Annotated in this window: 19 protein-coding genes and 1 tRNA gene; 12 read left to right on the top strand and 8 right to left on the bottom strand. The window is 57.2% G+C overall.

The features are described from left to right. Positions 1-27 precede the first annotated feature (27 nt). On the bottom strand, positions 28-1758 hold the full coding sequence (locus tag SH661x_RS16150; RefSeq protein ID WP_437223467.1) for an SMP-30/gluconolactonase/LRE family protein: 1731 nt from the start codon (positions 1756-1758) through the stop codon (positions 28-30). A 442-nt stretch (positions 1759-2200) separates the two neighbouring features. Between SH661x_RS16150 and SH661x_RS16145 the strand changes: the two genes are divergently transcribed. Then, positions 2201-3385, top strand: coding sequence for a glycosyltransferase family 2 protein (locus tag SH661x_RS16145; protein WP_437223464.1), 1185 nt, complete (start codon positions 2201-2203; stop codon positions 3383-3385). Positions 3386-3409: 24 nt separating this feature from the next. Here SH661x_RS16145 and SH661x_RS16140 read toward each other — a convergent pair whose 3' ends face one another. From SH661x_RS16140 to SH661x_RS16120, 5 genes are all read right to left on the bottom strand, one after another. Beyond that, positions 3410-4216, bottom strand: a complete 807-nt coding sequence (locus SH661x_RS16140) for an MBL fold metallo-hydrolase (RefSeq protein ID WP_437223462.1) — start codon at positions 4214-4216, stop codon at positions 3410-3412. Continuing rightward, positions 4206-5489 (bottom strand): DUF1444 family protein, encoded by a 1284-nt coding sequence (locus SH661x_RS16135; protein WP_437223459.1) that lies wholly within the window; start codon positions 5487-5489, stop codon positions 4206-4208. The genes SH661x_RS16140 and SH661x_RS16135 overlap by 11 nt, the downstream gene beginning before the upstream one ends. A gap of 89 nt (positions 5490-5578) precedes the next feature. After that, positions 5579-6016, bottom strand: a complete 438-nt coding sequence (locus SH661x_RS16130; RefSeq protein WP_437223456.1) for a DUF1844 domain-containing protein — start codon at positions 6014-6016, stop codon at positions 5579-5581. Between the two features lie 193 nt (positions 6017-6209). Beyond that, a complete protein-coding gene (locus SH661x_RS16125; RefSeq protein ID WP_437223453.1) occupies positions 6210-7631 on the bottom strand; it encodes an NAD-dependent malic enzyme in 1422 nt (473 codons plus the stop codon). A 190-nt stretch (positions 7632-7821) separates the two neighbouring features. Then, positions 7822-8859, bottom strand: a complete 1038-nt coding sequence (locus SH661x_RS16120; protein ID WP_437223450.1) for an IS630 family transposase — start codon at positions 8857-8859, stop codon at positions 7822-7824. 300 nt (positions 8860-9159) lie between these two features. Between SH661x_RS16120 and SH661x_RS16115 the strand changes: the two genes are divergently transcribed. Both SH661x_RS16115 and SH661x_RS16110 read left to right on the top strand, forming a co-directional pair. After that, on the top strand, positions 9160-10479 hold the full coding sequence (locus tag SH661x_RS16115) for a UDP-glucose dehydrogenase family protein (RefSeq protein WP_437223447.1): 1320 nt from the start codon (positions 9160-9162) through the stop codon (positions 10477-10479). A gap of 158 nt (positions 10480-10637) precedes the next feature. Beyond that, positions 10638-10723: transfer RNA gene (locus SH661x_RS16110), tRNA-Leu, on the top strand. A gap of 148 nt (positions 10724-10871) precedes the next feature. Here the strand turns inward: SH661x_RS16110 and SH661x_RS16105 are convergent. After that, complete coding sequence (locus SH661x_RS16105) at positions 10872-11810, bottom strand: hypothetical protein (protein WP_437223444.1); 939 nt, start codon at positions 11808-11810, stop codon at positions 10872-10874. A gap of 327 nt (positions 11811-12137) precedes the next feature. Between SH661x_RS16105 and floA the strand changes: the two genes are divergently transcribed. The 9 genes from floA to SH661x_RS16060 all read left to right on the top strand — a co-directional run bounded on the left by floA (position 12138) and on the right by SH661x_RS16060 (position 20845). Next, on the top strand, positions 12138-13169 hold the full coding sequence (floA, locus tag SH661x_RS16100) for a flotillin-like protein FloA (RefSeq protein WP_437223441.1): 1032 nt from the start codon (positions 12138-12140) through the stop codon (positions 13167-13169). 44 nt (positions 13170-13213) lie between these two features. Beyond that, entirely contained in the window at positions 13214-14020 is an 807-nt protein-coding gene (locus tag SH661x_RS16095; protein WP_437223438.1) for a hypothetical protein, read from the top strand. 102 nt (positions 14021-14122) lie between these two features. Beyond that, positions 14123-15235, top strand: coding sequence for a glycosyltransferase family 4 protein (locus SH661x_RS16090; protein ID WP_437223435.1), 1113 nt, complete (start codon positions 14123-14125; stop codon positions 15233-15235). 91 nt (positions 15236-15326) lie between these two features. Continuing rightward, positions 15327-16928, top strand: coding sequence for an NAD(P)/FAD-dependent oxidoreductase (locus SH661x_RS16085; protein WP_437223432.1), 1602 nt, complete (start codon positions 15327-15329; stop codon positions 16926-16928). Positions 16929-17028: 100 nt separating this feature from the next. Beyond that, positions 17029-17505: a hypothetical protein gene (locus SH661x_RS16080; RefSeq protein ID WP_437223429.1), complete on the top strand. Its 477-nt coding sequence runs from the start codon at positions 17029-17031 to the stop codon at positions 17503-17505. A gap of 265 nt (positions 17506-17770) precedes the next feature. Then, entirely contained in the window at positions 17771-18694 is a 924-nt protein-coding gene (bufB, locus tag SH661x_RS16075) for an MNIO family bufferin maturase (protein WP_437223427.1), read from the top strand. Then, positions 18691-19578: an HvfC/BufC family peptide modification chaperone gene (locus SH661x_RS16070; RefSeq protein ID WP_437223424.1), complete on the top strand. Its 888-nt coding sequence runs from the start codon at positions 18691-18693 to the stop codon at positions 19576-19578. Before bufB ends, SH661x_RS16070 begins: the two co-directional genes overlap by 4 nt. A gap of 53 nt (positions 19579-19631) precedes the next feature. Then, entirely contained in the window at positions 19632-19955 is a 324-nt protein-coding gene (locus SH661x_RS16065) for a hypothetical protein (RefSeq protein ID WP_437223422.1), read from the top strand. 77 nt (positions 19956-20032) lie between these two features. After that, on the top strand, positions 20033-20845 hold the full coding sequence (locus SH661x_RS16060) for a TatD family hydrolase (RefSeq protein ID WP_437231213.1): 813 nt from the start codon (positions 20033-20035) through the stop codon (positions 20843-20845). A gap of 70 nt (positions 20846-20915) precedes the next feature. On the opposite strand, the gene SH661x_RS16055 is transcribed toward SH661x_RS16060, so the two are convergent. Then, positions 20916-21173 (bottom strand): hypothetical protein, encoded by a 258-nt coding sequence (locus tag SH661x_RS16055; RefSeq protein WP_437223419.1) that lies wholly within the window; start codon positions 21171-21173, stop codon positions 20916-20918. Positions 21174-21403 lie beyond the last annotated feature (230 nt).

Genomic DNA, 21403 nt, shown 5'->3' with positions numbered 1-21403 from the left:
TCTCAAATTCACCGCACTGCACTCCACTTACAATCGCGGCTTGGGTGGCGTGACAGGAGCTTTGAACGGGAGCACTCCTTTGGCGTTCACTTTCCGCTTGAAGACTTTGTCCCCCGCAGTCACGAAGAGCGTATCCAGCTCCGGTCCGCCGAAGACCACATTCGCCAGCGGTCCCGGCTGGGGTTTGTTCAGAATGACATTGACGCGACCCGGCTGATCCAGCACCTGCAAGCCGATTGGTGTACACACATAGAGATTGCCGGCGGCGTCGACCGCCATGCCGTCCGCGCCGCTGCGAGTTGCCTGATCCGGCAGGTGCAGCCACCCGTAGGTCTGCTTGAACGCCAGATCACCATCCGGCTGAATCTGGAAGGAATACGTGAATCGTCCTGCTGAATCCGCAACGGTCAGGAGCGTCTGGTCGGGGGAAACGATGATCCCGTTCGGAACGTCGATCCCGGTATCCACGACCTTCTTCTGGCCGTCGGCGGTGAACCTCCAGATCTGTTTGTTTGAAGGCTCTGTAAAATAGCCGGAACCGTCCGCCAGCAGGACGAGATCGTTGCCCTGCACATCTTCGACCACAGTTTCCTTCGTCCCATCCGCTGCGAAACGAACAATCTGCTTGCTGCCGGTTTCACAGCCGTACAGCTTTCCGTCGGGGCCGAACATCAGACCGTTGATCCGCGGAGAGTTCTCGGCGAAGACCGACACGGTCCCATCCAGCGCGATCTTGTGAATCGTGCCGTTGGGGATATCGCTGAAGAAAACTTCTCCCGCTTCGTTCACGGCCGGTCCTTCGGTGAACTTGTGTCCGCTGCTGACGACCTGCCAGTCTTCACCGGGGATCTGCAGCTTGATGGAGGCGTTCGGCTGAGGACGCACAGCGACCGGTTCCGGGTAATCGTGCCAGATGAACCGGAGTGCATCGGGTATGATGATGCTGCTGAGCTTGGCATCATGCCCCCCTTCGCCCCAGGCATGTTTGACGTCGTAGTTGGAGAACTTCAACGCCGACAGCATTCCCTCGTTGGCGTTGAACCAGTCCCCGGCATAAATGTTGAGGTCGTTGGTTCCGTCTTCGAGAAAGACCCGAATCGGTTTTCCTTCGTACTTCCGGATCAACGTAGGAAATTCATCCGCTCCCCGCAGTCCGACAAACGTTCCAATCGAGCTGATCACCCGGTGAAACTCTTCCGGTCGCTCCCACGCAACGTTGAATGCACAGATCGCTCCGGAGCTCGCCCCGGTGATCGCTCGGTCATTGCCGTCCGTGCTCAGGTTGTACTTCTTCGACACCTCGGGCAGGATCTCTTCGAGTAAAAACCGGGCATAACGATCCCCCAGTGCATCGTATTCGTAGCTGCGATTGAAACGTGGCAAGGCTTTGTCGTTGGCAGCCGGCACGACTCCGGGATCGATGAAGATTCCAATCTGAACCGGAATCTCTTTTTGGTGAATCAGGTTGTCCAGCACGACGGGGAGATGCCAGGCGTTGGCCCGACCTAGTCCATCCTGGACTACGAAAACGCAAGCTGGCTTGGCGGCGTCGTATTGCTGAGGAACGTACAGCCAGTAATTGCGGACAGTTCCAGGGAAGATTTTGCTCTTCCATTCGAAGGGCCCGAGAACGTCGCCCTTCGGGACATCGGCCTGCGGTTTTGAGTCGGCTGTCAACTCGGTGGGATGCTGCGCCCAGGCGGTGCCTGCCAACCCGAGAATCAAAAAGCCAGCCAGCAAGCGTCGAGCGTGTCTCATGACGGTACCTCAAGAGGGGATCAATTGCCGTTTCTGACATCGGCAGGTGTTGAAGTGAGAACTCTACGGGATCGGAGAACGGGAAGTCGAGGGACACCCAGCTCTCAGCTCTCAGCTCTCAGCTCTCAGCTCTCAGCTCTCAGCTCTCAGCTCTCGGAATTCTCCGGGTCTGGCTCCTTCAGCGTCTGTCGCAAAAGTCCGTAACGATTCCGCGAATCCACGCTTTCTTACAGGTTTGTAGGGTTTGATTCCCAAATGCAACGCAGCGTTTCGAAGCAGTTTCATTTTGCCTCTCAAACATTGGTTTTTTTGCAAAAATCACACTGAGTTCCCATTGTCATCCGTCTGTCGAAATGCGAATTCTGTCATCCATGCAGGCAGTCTGAACGCAATTTCGGATGAGTCTGCTCAGACAATCAAAAACTCCCTTGGACGACGCTCAATGGCTTGCGCGACTCCTCACATTTCCGTCATCATCCCGACCTACAATCGCGAGCGGCATCTCCCTCAGTGCCTGCAGAGTGTCCTTGCGCAGACATACCGCGATTTCGAAGTCATCGTCGTTGATGACGGCTCGACCGACTCCACTTCAGAACTCATGGCCCGCATGCAGGAGCAGGATGAGCGGATCAAGTACATCTGCAAGCCGAACGGCGGAGTTTCTTCCGCGCGAAACGTCGGGATCCGGGCAGCTCGCGGCGAGCTGATCGCTTTACTCGATTCCGACGATGCGTGGCTTCCGTGGAAGCTCGAAGCTCAGGTGGCAGCCCTGAAATCGCTACCCGAAGTCGGCATGATCTGGACCGACATGGCGACCATCAACGAACAGGGGATGCAACTGCACGACCGGTACCTCCGCCGTATGTACGGCTCTTACCAGAAATTGAGCGGGCCCCTGTTTCAAAAATCAGTCTGCCTGGAAACCCCACAGGCTGCGGAACTCGCGCAGCGGGAACTGACGGTGGGGTACGGAGAGATCTATCCGCAGATGCTGCGAGGGAACCTCGTTCATACTTCGACGGTCCTGCTTCGGAAAAGCTGGGCGATGGCCGCGGGGCTGTTCGATGAAAGCTATCGGCGGGCGGGGGAGGATTTTGGGTTTCATCTTCGGACGTGCCGACTCGGATCTGTGGCACTGCTGGATGAATCCACAACGCTGTACCGCATCGGGGCTGAGGACCAGCTGACTCACCGCCGATTCCAGATCAGTCTGGCGGAAGCGTTTCTGCGGACAATCACCGACGAAGTCAAAGCGGTCGGCAAGGATCTTCCACTGACGAAAAAACAATTGAATGCTGTTCTTTCGGAAGCCCACGGGTGGCTGGGAACGGAACTCCTTTCTGCCGGTCAGCGTGGAGACGCGTTTCACCACCTGCTGGAGGCGCTGCAGCGGGACCATACGAACATGCCTGCCTGGCGACAGCTGGTACGGCTCTGTCTGCCGCAATCAATCCGCCGGACGCTCAAGCGGCTGCTGCTGGGACGATCTCAGCCACCGGCACCCAGTGAATCGACACTGACTTTGGATTTCATTCCGCAGAAGACACTGGCTCACGCGTCTCAGGTGGCCGCCTCCGCGTGCGCAGCCGTCAGTGAAATGGGAGTTCACGAAACACTGGGCCTGTAGCTTGCCTGCAGTGTCTGGCGACGTTTACTCCAGGCTGATCGTCAGTCCGTCGTGGGCCAGTTGGACGTGTTTGGGGAGACGGGCGTTCGTCGCTTCATGAGGAAGCGAATGCGAAATGTGAGTCAGATACGTCTGCAGGGGCCCGCATCGATCGACCACTTCCAGCGCCTGCCCGACGGTGAAGTGCGTCGGGTGAGGTTCATCACGAATCGCTCCGAGAATGAGAACCCGCAGGTTCTCCAGATGCTTCCAGCTCGATTCAGGGATCTCGCTGACATCCGTGCAGAACGCGACGTCCCGGATGCGATACCCGAACACCGGGAGATGACCATGCATCAGTCGGATGGGCTGAACCGGGAGGCCGCACAGTTCGAACGGCTCTTCGGAGATTCTGCGAAAATTGAGCTGCGGTCGGGAATGCAGCGTTTCTCCTTCTTCGAAGACGTAGGCGAACGTCTTCCGCAGCGCGAGTTCAACACGTTCTTCGCAAAACAGAGGAATGGACTGCTTCTGTCGAAAGCAGAAGATGCGCAGGTCATCGAGCCCCATGATGTGATCGGCGTGGGCATGGGTGTAGACAACGCCTGAGATCGTTTTGACCCGTGTCCGCACCATCTGCTGCCGCAATTCGGGGCCGGTGTCGATCAGAAACCCCGAATCTCCGTTTCGGACATACACCCCTGAACGCAGCCGGTTGTCGCGGGAGTCGTTGGACGTGCAGACCGCGCAGTCACAGGCGATCATAGGAACCCCCATGCTGGTTCCCGTTCCGGTGAGCGTCAGGCTGCAATCGAGCCCTGCGAGATCCTCGATCAGGTCTTCAGTGGCCATGGTCGTCGATCAGTTCTGAAACTCCATCCGCGGTCATCAGGAGCATGCGGCTGGTGAGCGGATGATCTGTCTGCTTGAAATCCTGCAGAACGCGGTGCCGGACCCGTTCCACCATTTCAGGAAGTTTTGTCGTGACAGCGACAAAGAAATCACGCCCCGGAACTCCGATGACAAGATCTCCTTCTGCCACTTCCCGCAACTGCGAGAGAAACGAATGGCACAGCAGTCTGGCAGTATTATACGTGTCAGGCTTCCCGGGCATCAGCATCGACGGAAACCCCTGTTCCGAAGCCGCCACTGCCATTTCCATGGGATTCCGCTCGAAATAACTCTGCAGATTGTCGATGGCGATCTCGTTCAGATCGCCCGACGTCAGGCCCCAGTTGGCGATCAGATCACGTCGGACGTACCAATAAGAGTTGGATTCATCAACGACGTACACGATCACCAGGCCTGCGACCCAGGGCTCTCCCACGATGTCCGGGTATTTCTCTCGCCACACTTCTTCCGGGTACAACATCGGCATCAGGCGGTCACGGACGATTTCCAGCGGCGGCGCGGTTTCCTGTTCGCCCCAGCCTTGAACCTGCACAGCCGTTGTCATGGCGGGGAGGAGTACCTGCTCAAAGCGGTTCGGATCGCGCAGGTAGGACCGATAGAAGTTGGTCAGGTTCAGACGAGAGGTTTCAATCTGAAGTTGAAATTCCTCGACTAGCTCCACTTTCAAAAGCGGGAACTTGCTGCGGGCGAGTGACAGGGCACGCTCGGCAAACACTTCGGGAGGGTCCGCAGGCTCCTCGGGAAGTTCGAGGCAGCGGAGCATCAACCGGGTCATCGATTCCAGTTCAGGATCTCGCACTTCCGCGTGCAGCAGGGTCACGACGACCATCAGATGTGGACGCCGAAAGGCCCAGATCTTCCAGGCCCGCCAGCGTTCTCCTTTGAAGATGCGGCCCCACCACGACTCACCCGCATCCAGGACCGCTTCTCCCTCCATGCAGTCGCTGACATCTTCAATCTGAGTCTCTTGAGAGCTTCTGACATGACGAACCCGGGGGAACTGGTTCACGATGTCCTGAAGGCTGGGAAAGACTCCGGACCCGGTGTCTTTCACCCAGATCGTGTTGATGGCGATCAGGGCATCGGTTTCCGGGGGGCGGAGTGCGAAGGATCCTTCCCGTTCATCCGCCTGCCAGCGAGGAGGATGCCGAAGACGAAACCAGTTCGCCGGTCCCGCCAACAACAGCCAGTGATCAGGTGCGGACTCAGACAAGCGGAGCGTGCTTTCATGGGGTTCGACTGCCGGGGGGATGTTCGATTGACCACCCGCCCCGACGTAGCCGGAGACTCGGTTCCGTAGCGTCAGCTCTTCGACTGCTTGGACACGCCGACATAGGCCATGCGAAGTTCATGCAGCGTTCCGTCGAGAAATCGTTGCTCTTCCGCGGTGAGGTTCCCTTTGCATTTCGTTTCCAGCACGCTGAGCAGATCGATGAAGTGCTTTGCCAGGGGGATCTGAACTGTCGTCTTCCCGTTGAGGCCGGGGATCAGCCCCAGCGCCACGATGGACTGTGTCGAGAGCATCTGGAACAAAGTCAGGAGCGAAGCTGCGGGGAGCTGTGCCGGATTCGGCGAGTCGTCATCGTCGGCTTCCGCGAGTTCGTCAGCCGTTTCTGAGGTCGCTTCCCCTTTTAATTCCGCATCGAGCTTGGCGTCTTCCGCTTTGACACGCGACTTCCAGTCTTCGTCCGTGTGGATCTCGATTTGTGGTTTGTCGCCTTTGGATGAAGATTCTGTCATTCTTCAAACTCCCTCTGATCAATCTGCGAAACAGTTTCTGTTTCAAAGAGTCGTCCCCGAAACCAGCATATTTCGACGCGACCGGACCCACAACCATCCGGCCCTCGGCAAGACCGGGCTCGGGTTAAAATCTGCCCGAGCAACGGTCTTGCCGATTGGAGCCGTTGGACGCGGTCGAACGTGTCGGCGTCCGCTATTGTTTCGGCGGAAGTCCCTTTCGGGCGACTCCGGTTTCCACAGCCACCCGCGCGACAGTCTCCGCCACTGCGGTGGCAACACGGCGGTCGAAGACGCTGGGAACCACATAATCTTCGTGCAGTTCCGAATCCGTGATGATTCCGGCGATGGCGTCTGCAGCCGCGACCTTGATCTCTTCGTTGACGTCGCGGGCTCTGACATCCAGAAGTCCCCGGAACAGGCCGGGGAAGCAGAGCACGTTGTTGATCTGGTTGGGATAGTCCGAACGTCCTGTTGCCATCACGCGGACTGCATCACCTGCATCTTCCGGAGTGATTTCCGGGTCGGGATTGGCCAATGCGAAGACGATGGCGTCCTTCGCCATTTTCTGCACATCTTCTTTTTTCAATGCCCCCGCGACCGAGACCCCGATGAACACGTCCGCGCCGACGATGACATCCGAGAGCGTCCCCTGCATCTGTTCGTGATTGGTGTGGTCCGCCAGCCAGACCTTCAGAGAATTCATTTTGTCCTGCCGGCCCTTATGAATGGCCCCGCCTGTGTCACAGACAATCATCGAGCTGACGCCGACAGACAGGAGCAACTTGGCAATGGCGACACCCGCTGCTCCCGCTCCGTTGATCACCACGCGAATCTGGTCGATCGATTTTCCGACGACCTTTAGCGAGTTCTTCAACGCTGCCAGCACCACGACCGCGGTCCCGTGCTGATCATCATGGAACACCGGGATCTCCAGCTCGGCGCTCAGGCGATCTTCGATTTCCACGCACCGGGGAGAAGAAATATCCTCGAGATTGATTCCGCCAAAAGTCGGCGCGATCGCCTTCACCACTTTGATGATCTCTTCGACGTCCTGTGTTTCCAGGCAGATCGGAAAGGCATCGACTTTTCCGAATTCCTTGAAGAGGAGGGCTTTCCCTTCCATCACGGGCATGGCAGCGCGGGGGCCGATATTTCCCAGTCCGAGGACAGCCGTACCGTCACTGACAACAGCAACCGTATTGCGGCGAATCGTGAGATTGAATGACGCGTCCGGATCGTCGGCGATCGCCTTGCAGATGCGGGCGACTCCCGGTGTGTACGCCATCGACAGGTCGTCCCGTGTCTTGAGAGGGACCCGGGACGTCACTTCGATCTTCCCTCCCAGATGCATCAGAAACGTGCGGTCGGAAACGTTGACGACATCCACATCTTTGAGCGAGTTGACCGCAGATGCGATTCTCTCACCGTGAGCAACATCGGTCGCCTGCACGGAGAAGTCACGGGTGATGACTCCGTCTCGACTGTCGACAATATCCACCGCGCCGATTGATCCCCCCGCATCTCCAATTGCGGAAGTCATCTTTCCCAATGCTCCAGGGACGTCCTTGTATTTGAGGCGGATCGTGATGCTGTAGGCTGGACTGAAGTGGCTCATTTCATTTCGCTCCGTCAGGAAGTTTGGCGTCCAGAATAACGCAGCTGCGAGATTCGCAGTGTAAGAGGAAGAGTCGAGAACCGCGACAGTGGATTGAAAGGACTCAATTTCTTCGAGATTGTGCTGGAAATCGCTGCAGCGGACTGAAATGATCTTTCTAAATAGGACCTCCACGTCCTCGGAGTGAGTTTTAAGCGGCTTTGGCGAAGGAGTGTCGCATGTCGAGGTAGTGATTATTATTCACCTCGAACCATTCATACGCCTGGTCGATGAGCTCTTCCAAAGTCTGGCATTTGTGGTTTCTCGTGATCGTCTCGTGCAGGTGCCACCAGACTCGTTCAATGGGATTCGTCTGAGGAGCATACTTGGGAAGAAAGTGGACTTCGATCCGGTGACTCCATTTCTGCAGATAGGCTTTCACCGCTTTCGAGTCATGAAATTTGGCGTTGTCACAGATGACATGGATCTTCCGGAAGCCCCTGAGTCGGAAACGCAGGTCGTCCAGATGATCCAGGAACTGGACCGTGTTTCGTCGCCAGCGGGGACGACTCACCAGCAGTGTTCCCGTCCCCCAGATCAGTGAGCCTGCCACATGACACTTCCTGTTGTTCCCCGGCGTGACCACCTCCGCCTGCTGACCTTTCTTCATCCACATGCTGCCGATCTTCGGGTTCAGGTTCAGGTCGACTTCATCCTGAAAGACGGCGACTTCGTTGAGGGAAAGGTTCTTCAGAAGGTGTTGGATTGCCTGAAATTTCTCAGCGTGTTCAGGATCAACCGGGCCGACCACCGGACGAGGTCGACGCCAGACCAAGCCCAGCCGATGCAGTCCCCGGCGGATCGTTTCTCCGCTGAGCCGCAGTCCGGTTTCAAACGCCAGCAGGTGGGCGAGCGTCTCGCACGACCACCGGGAGCGAAAATATCCAAAGTCACGGGGCGTGTGTTGCGACACCCAGCGCAGGACCTGTGTCATCCAGACGGGAAAGGAACACTGCGGAGACGGTTGTTGCAGAACAGCAGCGACTCCCCCTTGCGTGAACAATTTCAACGTGGTCGAAATCAGGTCGAAGCTGCAAAACAGCACGGTTTTGATCTGCTGCCAGGTCAGGCCTTGGGCCCGGAGCAGAACAAGATGAGCCCGTCGAGAAGTGGAGAGATCGGCTCCAGAGCGATACGCCTGCAAAAGCATCTTGCGTTCCTGAGCTGTGAGCTGGATACTGCCATCCATGGCTTGGCTCCTCGAAAGGGAAGTGCTGGTACACCTCCCCAACGTAGACCAAGCCTGTTTTTGTTCCTACACCAATCGGAAACGACACTCCGGAAAAGATGTGGAGCTATTTAGAGTTCGTCCCATCGCTAGATTCTGAATGAATCCGGCAGATGGGCGCACCGTTTTCAATTGATAAAACCCCCGACATCCGCGAACCTGCGGGAAGCGGATCCGCAAAGCTGCTCTCCAATCTGACATGTAAGTCCCCCGAGAAGCGCCGCTACGACTGACTGAATCGGCCATTTTTAGCGTGAACACATGAATATTGTTATCATCGGAACAGGGTACGTCGGACTCGTCACTGGCACCTGTCTGGCGGACAGTGGAAACGATGTCGTCTGCATCGATATTGATGCGAAGAAAGTGGAACGGCTGACTCAGGGAGAAATCCCCATCTATGAGCCGGGTCTGGAAGACATGGTTCGCAGGAACGTGCTGGCGCGCCGACTGCGATTCTCCACGAACGGCGATGAATCCGTTCCACACGCAGACTGTGTCTTTATCGCTGTGGGAACACCCGAGGGTGAAGACGGATCCGCCGACCTCAGCTACGTATTCAAGGCCGCCGAGTCCGTTGCTCGCAAACTCTCTCCGGAAGCCATCGTGATCGTGAAGAGCACGGTCCCGGTCGGCACTAACCGCGCATTGAAACGCCGCCTGGACGAATTGACCGGCCGCGATGTGAACATTGCATCAAATCCGGAATTCCTGAAGGAAGGCTGTGCAATTGAAGACTTCCTGAAGCCGGACCGCGTCGTGGTTGGCGTGACAAAGCCGGAAGTCGCGGAGGTACTCAAAGAACTCTACCAGCCGTTCCTCCGGACTGAGAATCCCTTCCTGGTCATGGGGCTGGAGAGTGCGGAGATGACCAAATACGTGGCCAACTGCATGCTCGCCACGAAGATCAGTTTTATCAACGAGATGGCGAACCTGTGTGAACTCGTTCATGCCGACATTAACGATGTTCGACGCGGGATCGGCCACGATCAGAGAATCGGCTTTCAGTTCCTGTTCCCGGGGGTCGGCTACGGTGGATCCTGCTTCCCCAAGGACGTGAAAGCACTCACAGCAACAGCCCGCAAGCACGACTTCACGGCGTCTCTGCTCGAAGCGGTTGAGAATGTCAATTATCGCCAGAAGTCTGTTCTGTTCAGCAAGTTACACAATCATTTTGATGGCAATTTGCGGGGGCGGAAGATCGCCATCTGGGGGCTTGCTTTCAAACCCCGTACCGATGACATCCGCGAAGCTCCGTCGCTCGAACTGATTCGTGCTTTGTTGCAGGCTGGAGCTGAGATTCACGTTCACGATCCAGTAGCGATGGACAACGTCCGCAAAATTTTCGGCAGCGACCTGCACTATCACCAGCATCAGTACGACACGCTCGACGGTGCGGAGGCTCTTGCCATCGTCACGGAGTGGAATGAATACCGGAATCCGGATTTCGACTACCTTCTTCATAAGATGGTCAAGCCGGTCATTTTCGATGGGCGAAACATCTACGATCTGAAACGTATGGAGCAGCTGGGGTTCGTCTATTCAGGAATCGGAGTCAAAGTCGGGACGTCGAAGTCCTGACGCAGGCAGAAGTCACAGGTCCAGATCCCGCGAGTTCACCAGAAACACCGTCTGGGACGGATGTAACGGGGCGCAGCGACGACAGAAAATCGCTCCGCGAAATTGTCATTCGTTCGGTTGCCGACTCACGCTCGTCGGGTTAAAGTGAGCGAACCACTGCCCAAGTGGCGAAATTGGCAGACGCGCTAGGTTGAGGGCCTAGTGGAGGTAATACTCCTTGCAGGTTCGACCCCTGTCTTGGGCACTTGATTCCTGAATCCGATTGCATCGCCTGAATCCGATTGCATCGCCTGAATCCGATTGCATCGATTGCTCAGGAAATGGCTTTTTTGACGGTTCTCATGCTGGAGGACCGCATCATTCCCGCTGAGGCCGCAATCCGCCGCGATCTCTCAGCGTTCGGCACTCTTGGGACCCTCTGCAGTCTGGTGTTCATGCAGCTTCTCAATGGAGTGCTGTTTGAATCCCATGAAAGACGGCCCCATTTCGAAGCCGGACACTTCATTGTCCTGCCTGAATTCCTTGCTGACGAGCAGGCCTCGCTCCAGATCGATCACGATCGTTCCGCGAGGGGTTCTTCGGAGCAGCTGCATCTGGTGGGTGGGATCATCGAGAATCGTCAGGATTTTCGTCTGGAGCTCGATGGTCGCCATTGAGTTTTCCAGCGATTTCAACGTGTAGTGCCGCTGCATTTTCACTGTCTTGCGTAGCTTCGATTCCGGAATTGGGAGGTGAACCTCGAAATCCTCTTTCCAGATTCCGCCAACGGCAATCGGCTCCTCAGGAAGCCTGAGCAGTACATCGAAAGCGACCTGGCCAGGGTTGTCAGGGACTTGATCTCCCGGCACGAGCGGGACAAAAGCTGAGACCTCCCCGCGACTGGACATCTTGAGCTGCAGGTGCGGTCTGCCCACCAATGATCCCATCGCTTCAAAAACAGGCTGGCCTTGTGTGTCGGTGTCTTCGGCGCTGTTGAATTTGAAGGTTTCCCCATTCTGGAAAATTTCCAGATCGACCGACTCGATTGTCAATTCAAGGATCGCTGTCCCGTCCGGCTCAACTGTCTTGACGACATAGTTTTTCACCGATTTCTGATGCGAATACGGCTCGTCCTTGTCGTTTCCGACCTGAATTTTGTAGTCGTCTTTGAGAGAGACGTCGTAGCGGACGGTCTGTTCCGGCTGAAACCTGTATCGAAGCAGCACCTTGCCAGCGTCATCGGCCTGCGCTGTCGGCAGGTCTGAAATTCCGACGAGATTCCACAGTGCCACGGCGAGGGTGAAAACGCTCAGACCGCAGGGACGATTCGAAGTCTGATGAAACACGGACATGGGGCATCCTTGCCTGCAGAGCCACTGTTTACGAAGACCGCTTTCACGACGAAATTCTTTTCGCAGCGAAGGGAGGCCGGGAAAATATCAGAATCCCGCCAGTGGATCGAGACGTTTTTCGCGGCAGAGTTTGCAACGGACAGTGAAGGGCAGTCAGGTGTGGGAAATGATGTCTCCCGCTGGCCTTGGAACTTCTGTCTGCTGGAAGCTGACGGCCGAAAGACCCTTCCCAACCTTGACTTCAAAAATCTGCGCAAGTACAAATGACATCGCACGTTGAGAATTTCAACGAAACTCTGACAACACCCCCTGTGACACGGCGGAACGATGAACAGTCCTAATGGTTTCTGGATCATCATCATGATGGTGGGCGTGATTGCCATTCTCGTCGCGATGGCGGTCTTTGCCCGGTACTTCGGGCTCTGGATTCAGTGCAAGATGACACGCACGGGAATTGGTCTGATCGACCTGTTCCTGATGTCGGTGAAGAAAGTGAATCCCGCGGTGATCGTCCGCTGCAAGATCATGGCGGTGCAATCGGGACTGACCGACCAGTACAACGTCACCAATCGAGCACTTCAGGCTCACTACATGGCGGGTGGAAATGTTCCGAACGTCATTCGGGCACTGGTGGCGGCCCATCGCGCCGGCATCGATCTGGACTGGCAAGTCGCTCAGGCAATTGACCTGGCTGGCCGGGATGTGCTGGACGCTGTCCGTACGAGTGTTTATCCCAAGGTGATTGACTGTCCTGATCCCCGGAAAAGTGCAGGGACCCTGGATGCCGTGGCGGGAGACGGGATTCAGCTGAAAGCTCGTGCCCGCGTGACCGTCCGCACCAATCTCAAGCAGCTGATCGGGGGAGCGACGGAAGAAACCGTGATCGCCCGTGTCGGTCAGGGGATCGTCCAGGCCATTGGTTCCACACCGTCTTATAAGATCGTGCTGGAAAATCCGGATCGAATCTCGCAGACGGTGCTCAACCAGGGGCTGGAAGCGGAAACGGCGTTCGAGATCGTTTCGATTGACATCGCGGATATCGATGTCGGCGACAACATCGGAGCACGTTTGCAGGCGGATCAGGCTGAGGCGGATGTCCGCGTGGCTCAGGCTCGAGCAGAACAGCGTCGGGCAGCTGCAGCCGCCAGAGAGCAGGAAATGGTCGCCCGCACGACAGAAAACCGGGCACGGGTGGTGCTGTCAGAAGCGGAAGTTCCGCTCGCCATCTCGGCGTCGTTCCGCAACCGCAAGCTGGGACTGCTGGACTATTATGAATTGAAGAACGTGCAGGCGGATACCAGCATGCGGGCTGCCATTGCAGGAGTGGGTGACGAGGTCTCTCCCAATGCCAAGCGGTAGTTGATCCAAAGAGTTCTCCAGATCAAAAGAATGGCACATACGCCATGTTTCTTCCACAATTCCCCTGGATTCTGGCAGACCTCCAGTCCGTCATCGCGGCGGTATTCATGTTGATTGCGTTTGCGGGATGGGTTGGCAACCTGATCAACCAGAGCAAGGCAGGTGCACCTCAGCAGCGCCGCCCGCCGCAGGGCCGCCCAGCCCCCGGCCAGAAATCCGTTCAGAGCGAGATCGACAAGTTTTTGAATCAGGCTCGTGAAGTGAGTCCCCCCAATCCTTCTCGCGATGAGCGACTCAGCTCCGACGGCGTGGAAGTGATTGAGCGGCCCCGGAACGCACCGACCCGCCGACCCCCTCCGACGCAGCAGCGTCGCCGGACCCAGCGGGAAATCTGGGAAGAGCAGATCGGCAAATCCGCTCCTGAGCCGCCGGTTCCTCCCGCTCCCCGGAAACAGCCGGCACCTTCACGCAAAGCAGAGGCTCCCAAGCCAGCCCCGGCCAGTGGCTCGTCCCGACCGGGAGGGCAAATCACGAATCGGAAGGCGCCGACAACGTTTCCCGCGGAGACGTCGCGTTCTGTCGGCAGTCCCAAAGACAGCCGCATTTCAAGTGCTGTCTCCAAGGATCTCGCACCTCAGATCGGCACCAATGTCACCGCCCATCTGGGATCATTCCAGGCGATCTCGACGACCTCGTTTGGCGAATCCGGAATCGCAGCGACGACTGCAAAATCGGAGACACCGGCGGCAAAATTGGGACAACTCATCAAATCGCGGCATGGAATGCGGGATGCCATCCTCTTGAGCGAAATTCTGTCGAAACCCCGAGCTCTTCGCCGAAATTCTCAATAGTTTCACCGGGCGTGGCTGGCCACAGTCGCTCATCAGATCCGGTTCCAGCCGACAGGTCCCTCCCCCCGACACTCTCATCAGATCTGAAAATCCAGTCGTTTCATGCAGCCCGATTCCTTCGATCGATTGGAAGTTCTGCTCCTGCTGGGACCCATGCAGCTGCGTGGCAGTTCCAACCGCGCGATGGCTCTCGCGGATCGGCTACTCGGGCAACGCGTCACCATCAAGCTGGTGACGACCGAACCGCTCAAGGGGACCTATCAGTCCTTGAAGAAGGCGGAAGTCCGCAATCCAAGGCATCTGACTCATCCGCTGATTGGTGCCCTGGCCCGTCGTTACCTGGCGGCCGATTTGCGGACCTCTCCCCCGGACCTGATCGATATTCAGCATCGCAGCCTGCATCCCGCCGGCAGCTGGCTGGCCCGGCAGTTGAAGCGTCCTTATATCGTCACAGTGCACGATTATCTGCGAGACCGGGAACGTTTCGTCGTCGATCGCGACTGGTGCTACCGGGTGATCGCGGTCAGTGAGTCCGTACGGTCGGAACTTCTGTCGAAGACGCAGCTGCAGGAAGACCAGGTGATTGTGATTCCGACCGGTGTGCTGCCCCCCGCCGAATCAGAGTTGCAGAAAATTCTGGAAGCAGACCGTTCACCGGTGATCGGCACTGCCGGTCCGCTGGAGGCCGGGAAAGGCCTCAAGCACTTTCTGAAGGCGGCTGCGGAAGTTCTGAAGACACACCCGCAGACGCTGTTCCTGATTGCCGGCTCGGGACCGGAAGAACGGACACTCAGGCGGATGGCTTCGGAGCTGGGAGTGGCTCACGCTGTTTCGATCCTCCCCAATCTGCTGGATTTCGACGCTGCCTTGCGGGCGATGGATGTGTTTGTCCTGCCAGCATTGAAGCAGGGTCTGGGATCGATCATGCTGGAGGCGATGGGACGCGGACTTCCCGTGATCGCAACAGAGTCGGGGGGCGTCTTCAGCGTCGTGGGAGAAGGGGCAACCGGATTGCTCGTTCCCCCTTCGGATGACCACGCACTGGCGGAACGCATGCGGTTTCTCCTGGACAATCCGGAGAAGGCCCGTGAACTCGGCAATGCCGCACGCCAGCGGGTTCTCGAGCATTTTCACCTTGAGAATATGGTGACGTCGACCATCAGCCTGTACCGCGAAGCAGTCTCACATGCCGGGAAGCCCGCTGCCGGGAAGTAGACCGTCTCATCAGCGGTTCAAACCGGTTTCGCGCGGGTCGTTCCTCCGTCCCAGTTGATTCCAGAATTCGTCCTTTGAAATTGATTCCGATATGCAGGTCCGACTGACAAATTTACGGCTGCCCGTGGAGGCAGCGGAAACAGAACTGGTTCGCCAGGTGAGTCAGCGGCTCGGTGTGCGGGTGGACGACCTGAATTCATGGCGGATTCTTCGTAAGAGCCTCGACGCGAGATCCAAGCACGACCTGCGATTTGTCTACACCATCGCTGCGAATGTGCCGGACGATCCCCGCCTGGCTCAGAAGCTCACGCGAAAAAAGGATGTCGATACTTTTGTCCCCGAGCCGTTTGATGATCCTCCCGCCGGCGAACGGCCATTGCCGCTGCGTCCTGTTGTGGTGGGGGCAGGCCCCGCAGGACTGCTCGCGGGATATTATCTGGCGGTGCGGGGCTATCGGCCCATCATCATCGACCGCGGATATCCGGTGAAGGAGCGGGTCCCGGCGATTCGTGCGTTCGACTTTCAGCACGCTCCGCATGATCCGGAAAACAATTATCTCTTTGGCGAAGGGGGAGCGGGGTGCTTCTCCGACGGCAAACTCACCTGCAGGATGACCGGTCCCGACGTGGACTGGGTGCTGGAATCGTTCATCACCTGCGGCGGACGGGAATCGATCCGCTACGAACACCGACCTCACCTGGGGAGCAACAAACTCCCGATGATCTGCCGGAACTACCGGCGAAAGATCGAAGCGCTGGGAGGGGAATACCGTTTCGCCTGCCGCATGGAAAGTATCCAGCAGCAGGATGGTCAGGTCACCGGGATCGGGACCTCGACTGGCTTCATTCCTACCAATCATCTGATTCTGGCAATCGGACACAGTGCCCGAGACACGTACGAAGAACTTCACCGGATGGGGGTGCCGATGCGGGCCAAGGCGTTTCAGCTTGGCTTGCGGATCGAACACCCTCAGGTGAACGTCAACAAATGGAAATACGGCCGTGACGAGTACGTCGATCTGCTGGGGGCTGCCGACTATACGCTCGTCGCGAAGGCCAATCGCGATCTGTATTCCTTCTGCATGTGTGCTGGCGGATATGTGATTCCCAGCGTGTCCGAACCGGGTCGGTTCTGCACTAACGGAATGAGTAACTCCCGGCACGACACCGCATTTGCCAACAGCGGGTTGATGGTCACCCTCGAACCGGAACATTTTGGAAGCGATCATCCCCTGGCAGGGGTCGAGCTCCAGAGACGCTTCGAAGCGGCTGCTTACGAAATTGGCGATCGGGAGTATCATTCGCCGATCCAGTTCGCCCATCACTTTCTCAGCGGACGCGTGATTGCAGGGGAACGAAGTTATCCCAGCTCGTATCAGCGCGGAACAGTCAGCTGTGACCTGCGGGAAGTGCTTCCCCCCATTGTCGTCCGGGCTGTGCAGGAAGGGCTGCCGATCATGGATGAGAAGTGGAAAGGGAAGTTTTTGAAAGACGCCACGCTCGTCGGTCCGGAGATGCGGGGGAGTGCTCCGCTGCGGATGGACCGTGATGTCTCGACCCGGCAGGCCCCGGGACTGGCTGGTCTCTTTCCCGTGGGCGAAGGTGCAGGCTATGCTGGGGGAATCATCAGCGCTGCGGTAGATGGCCTGCGGAGCGCGAGAGAAATCGTTCGACAACATGCTGTCCCTGTGTAAACGTTCGGATTCAAACTTCACTGTTCGTTAACATCGATTCCTCGGCGATGCGATCGCCGGGCTTCGCATCACTTCAAACTCACCAATCAGGCTCAACGCCATGACCAATTTGAACCGCCGCAATTTTCATCAGCTCGCCGCCGCTGCCTTCGGAGGACTCATCAGCGGGTCTCTGGCTGGATGTCCCGGTGGGACACCCGAGGCTGGAAGCACGAAGAATGAACCCGGCGGTTCAGCTGCTCATCCTGAGGCTGCCGGGGAATCGGTCAGTCTGTTACTTCAGGAACCGCATGTGTGCCGCGGCCTCAACATGTGCAAGAATCAAGGGAAGAGCAAGGAAAACGCCTGTGCAGGGCAAGGGACCTGTGCCAGCGTCGCTGATCACGGATGCGCCCAGCAGAACGAGTGCAAGGGACAGGGTGGCTGCGGAGCCAACCCCGGCGAGAACGCCTGCAAGGGAATGGGCGGATGCCACATTCCGTTGATGGACCACGCCTGGGATTCCGCCCGCAAGAACTTCGAAGCCGCGATGAAAAACGCGGGCAAGGAAGTTGGTCCCGCGCCTGCGAAGACTTGAAGTCGGGCAGAAGCGAGATGGACATTCACGTGTCAGATGCGAACCCTCTTGCGGAGGGCCATCTCTAGTTGAACCACGGAAGACTCGGAACGCACGGAAAAACCTGATGATTACAGTCTGACTTGGCTTTCGTCCTGCAGAAGTGCATTCGAAGTTTGCGCCGGTCGCTGGTTTCGATTCGCTGAGTTCGCCTGACTTTCCGTCTCTTCCGTGCTTTCGGTGGTTAAAGTTTCGCATTGTAAGGCGATCGAGTCGGGAAGACGCCATGCCCACAGCCAGACTTGGACACCCTCAGCTGGGACTGGGCGTCGGACTCCGGACGCAGCACTATCCGTATCTTCTCAAACACCGTCCCCCGGTCGACTGGTTCGAGATCATTTCCGAGAACTACATCGACTCGCAGGGGCGACCCCGCTATGTGCTCGAGCAGATTGCCGAGCAGTATCCGATTGTCATGCACGGGGTGTCGCTGTCGATCGGCAGCACAGATCCGCTCAACTTCGACTATCTGTACAAGCTGAAGCAGCTCGCCCAGGCCGTGGGACCGAAATGGATCTCGGATCATCTTTGCTGGACCGGAGTGGCTGGCCGCAACTCACATGACCTGCTCCCCATTCCTCTCAACGAGTTGACGCTTCGGCATGTCGTCGAGAGGATCAGGATTGTGCAGGACTTTCTCGAGCGTCCGCTTGTCCTGGAAAATCCGAGCAGCTACGTCACTTTTGTCAGTTCAACGATGTCCGAATGGGAGTTCCTCACCCGGATGTCTGAAGAAGCGGACTGCGGCCTGCTGCTGGATGTGAACAACGTGTATGTCTCCAGCGTCAACCATGATTTCGATCCGTGCGAGTACATCGCCGGGCTTCCACATGAGCGGATCGTCCAGATGCATCTGGCGGGCCATACGAACATGGGGACTCACTGCATTGATACTCACGATGGTCCCGTGATTGATCCCGTCTGGGAACTGTACCGTCAGGCTCATCAGTGGACGGGAGGCGTTTCGAGCCTGCTGGAATGGGACGCTGCCATTCCCGAATTTCCCGTCGTCCACGCAGAGATCCTCAAGGCGAAAGAACATATGCAGGCGGGGCTGCCCCGTACGTTCGCCGCGTCTTCCTCCACTGAAGAATCGGGATCCCGCGTGGTGCCTCAACCGGCCGTCATGGTTCTGGCGGAGGTCGAATGAAGACACCGCCTCCGTATTCTCTGGATGTCGTGCAGCGCTGGATGCTGTCGGTCATTACGCATCCTCACGGGATTGCCACCGGGATGGCGAGCCCGCTGGCGCGAGAACAGATCGACCTGCACGCGGATCAGCTGGAATCGGTCATCGACAGGTCCTTGGCCTGCACGAGTGAAGAACGTCTGGCAATTTACAGCCACGCCTACTTCGCCCGCTTGATCGAGTGTCTGGAAGCGGAATTTCCCGCAGTTCGTCAGGCTGTCGGAGACGAGGCATTTCGAGCGTTCGCTGCGGGTTATCTGAAAGAACATCCTCCAGCGAGTTACACGCTGAACACTCTTGGAAGCCGGTTTCCGGATTATCTCGCCGACACTCGGCCCAATGGCAAAGTGGAACACGGACAACCGGAGTGGATTGATTTCGTGATTGAACTCGCCCGGCTGGAGCGGCTTTACTCAGAAGTCTTTGACGGTCCCGGCGAAGAATCGCTCCCACTTCTTGCTGCGGAGACGCTTCAATCGGTTCCTGCGGAGGAGTGGGAAGAGATACGACTTGAAACGTCGCCGTCGCTGCGGCTGGTGCAGTTCCAGTTTCCGGTTCATGAATACATCACAGCGGTTCGACAGCAGTTGCCCCTTCCCTCGCTGAAATTACGCGAATCCTGGCTGGCAGTGAACCGGCGTGACTTCATTGTGAGGCGCAGAACCCTTTCGCAGCCACAGTGGATTCTGCTGCAGCGACTTCAGTCTGGCGACACCCTGGGAGCAGCCATCGAGCAATCACTCATGCTGAGTTCGATCACCTTTGAAGAACTGGCACGTGAGCTGGGAAACTGGTTTCGAGACTGGGCTGCAGCCGGGTACTTTCGAGGATTGAGACCAGATTGAATGCTGGGTGAATGTCAGCCACTTCCGGAATCACTTCATAAGATGGAACTCACATGAAAGTCACCTGCCACTGCGGGCATCTGCTCGTTGACAGTACCGACGGCCATCCGCACAAAGCGTATTTCATTCCGGATCAGAACTGGCTGGCACTCTTCGACGGGATCGACGAGCAGGTCCTTGTTCCGCTGGAGCGAGGAAAGATCCGGGAAGAGGCTGCCAGCATGAAAACTCGGGAATTGATCGGGAAGCCGGCACGGACCATGTACCAGTGTCGAGAGTGCGGCCGGCTGTACGTGGACGACTCTGACGGCCGACTGCACTGCTTTCTGCCTGCCGACAATTCGGTTCCCCGGGAGATTCTTCGTTCAACAGAGTAGACACTCCCGCCTGCAATTCGGAAAATTTCAGGTCGTACGAATCATTGATTTTCCTTCAGATGAGACGCCACAGTTCCATGCATTACATCGACCCGCATGTTCACATGGTTTCCCGCACCACCGACGACTACGAGCGGATGGCCCGGATGGGCTGCGTCGCCGTCAGCGAACCTGCGTTCTGGGCAGGATTCGATCGGGGAACTGTGGATGGCTTTCGGGACTACTTCCACCAGCTGACCGACTTCGAACCCAAACGGGCGGGGTGGTCCGGCATTCAGCATTTCACGTGGCTGTGCATCAATGCCAAAGAAGCGGAGAACATTCCTCTCTCACGCGAAGTCATTGCCATGATTCCCGAATATCTCAATCGTCCCGGCGTGCTGGGGATTGGTGAAATCGGACTGAATAAGAATACGCCGAACGAGTCGACCATCTTCCGTGAACATCTGGATCTGGCTGCCAAAACCAATGAATTGGTCCTCATTCATACGCCACATCTGCAGGACAAGTTCAAGGGGACGCGGATGATCGTGGATATGCTTCGGGAACGAAATGACATTCTTCCTCAGCGTGTCTGTATTGATCACGTCGAAGAGCATACCGTCCGCTTGGCAATCGAGAACGGATTCTGGTGCGGGATGACGTTATACCCGACGACAAAGTGCACCCCCGCCCGGGCTGCGGACATCATCGAGCGTTACGGCGATGAACGGATTATGGTGAACTCGGCCGGGGACTGGGGCCCGAGTAATCCGCTGGCTGTGCCGGACTTCATTCAGGAGATGAAACGCCGGGGTCACACGGAAGCGAAGATTCGGAAGATTGTTTACGACAATCCGCTGGAGTTTTTCAGCCAGTGCGAACGGTTCAACTTCACTCCGCCAGCGTGAGTCCATTCACCGTCTCGATGGTCGTTTCCCGGATACGCGTTGGCCTGAAGCGAACCGCAATGCGGTCTGATCAGCAGGACGACGCCGATTTTCGGGGGATCGATCCGGACCGTGCGAGCGGACGTCTCTGGTCGACCCGCGCTGCTCGCTTCGCAACGCGAAACTGTCGTCCTGCAATCTGGCCAACGGCATCGACTGTCACCCCCAGCAACAGGATGAGGCAGGGGACACTGACCAGAAGAAACGGGATCAGGCTCCTGACGTCCATGCCGGCCAGAAAGTCGGACAACATGCCCGGAACGAGTTGTTGATTCAGAAGCTGGTACATGCTGATCTCCACTGAGGCGGTCTACTTTCGATTGAACGCCTTCATTGTGGATGAGTGACATGAACCCTCGCTGAGCCCAGGATGAAGAATTCTTCATCTCTGATTTTGTGCGGGAAACGCCTTCGTAATGCCGCAGCGTTGGAAGCAGTAACCCTTACTGTCACCTGTTCGTAACGTTCTGATTCAAACTTCTGACCACACGGGGGCCTTCAACGGCTGTCTATATCCTG

Source organism: Planctomicrobium stercoris, assembly GCF_051465655.1.
GTDB lineage: Bacteria > Planctomycetota > Planctomycetia > Planctomycetales > Planctomycetaceae > Planctomicrobium.
The sequence above is the reverse complement of the archived record's forward strand: the minus strand, read 5'-3'. Positions and strand labels throughout refer to the sequence as shown.

What these genes read in the sequence shown, in the direction of transcription:
- SH661x_RS16150 (WP_437223467.1), bottom strand. Translation starts at nt 1,758, where the DNA reads ATGAGACACGCTCGACGCTTGCTGGCTGGCTTTTTGATTCTCGGGTTG.
- SH661x_RS16145 (WP_437223464.1), top strand. Translation starts at nt 2,201, where the DNA reads ATGGCTTGCGCGACTCCTCACATTTCCGTCATCATCCCGACCTACAAT.
- SH661x_RS16140 (WP_437223462.1), bottom strand. Translation starts at nt 4,216, where the DNA reads ATGGCCACTGAAGACCTGATCGAGGATCTCGCAGGGCTCGATTGCAGC.
- SH661x_RS16130 (WP_437223456.1), bottom strand. Translation starts at nt 6,016, where the DNA reads ATGACAGAATCTTCATCCAAAGGCGACAAACCACAAATCGAGATCCAC.
- SH661x_RS16125 (WP_437223453.1), bottom strand. Translation starts at nt 7,631, where the DNA reads ATGAGCCACTTCAGTCCAGCCTACAGCATCACGATCCGCCTCAAATAC.
- SH661x_RS16120 (WP_437223450.1), bottom strand. Translation starts at nt 8,859, where the DNA reads ATGGATGGCAGTATCCAGCTCACAGCTCAGGAACGCAAGATGCTTTTG.
- SH661x_RS16115 (WP_437223447.1), top strand. Translation starts at nt 9,160, where the DNA reads ATGAATATTGTTATCATCGGAACAGGGTACGTCGGACTCGTCACTGGC.
- SH661x_RS16105 (WP_437223444.1), bottom strand. Translation starts at nt 11,810, where the DNA reads ATGTCCGTGTTTCATCAGACTTCGAATCGTCCCTGCGGTCTGAGCGTT.
- floA (WP_437223441.1), top strand. Translation starts at nt 12,138, where the DNA reads ATGAACAGTCCTAATGGTTTCTGGATCATCATCATGATGGTGGGCGTG.
- SH661x_RS16095 (WP_437223438.1), top strand. Translation starts at nt 13,214, where the DNA reads ATGTTTCTTCCACAATTCCCCTGGATTCTGGCAGACCTCCAGTCCGTC.
- SH661x_RS16090 (WP_437223435.1), top strand. Translation starts at nt 14,123, where the DNA reads ATGCAGCCCGATTCCTTCGATCGATTGGAAGTTCTGCTCCTGCTGGGA.
- SH661x_RS16085 (WP_437223432.1), top strand. Translation starts at nt 15,327, where the DNA reads ATGCAGGTCCGACTGACAAATTTACGGCTGCCCGTGGAGGCAGCGGAA.
- SH661x_RS16080 (WP_437223429.1), top strand. Translation starts at nt 17,029, where the DNA reads ATGACCAATTTGAACCGCCGCAATTTTCATCAGCTCGCCGCCGCTGCC.
- bufB (WP_437223427.1), top strand. Translation starts at nt 17,771, where the DNA reads ATGCCCACAGCCAGACTTGGACACCCTCAGCTGGGACTGGGCGTCGGA.
- SH661x_RS16070 (WP_437223424.1), top strand. Translation starts at nt 18,691, where the DNA reads ATGAAGACACCGCCTCCGTATTCTCTGGATGTCGTGCAGCGCTGGATG.
- SH661x_RS16065 (WP_437223422.1), top strand. Translation starts at nt 19,632, where the DNA reads ATGAAAGTCACCTGCCACTGCGGGCATCTGCTCGTTGACAGTACCGAC.
- SH661x_RS16060 (WP_437231213.1), top strand. Translation starts at nt 20,033, where the DNA reads ATGCATTACATCGACCCGCATGTTCACATGGTTTCCCGCACCACCGAC.
- SH661x_RS16055 (WP_437223419.1), bottom strand. Translation starts at nt 21,173, where the DNA reads ATGTACCAGCTTCTGAATCAACAACTCGTTCCGGGCATGTTGTCCGAC.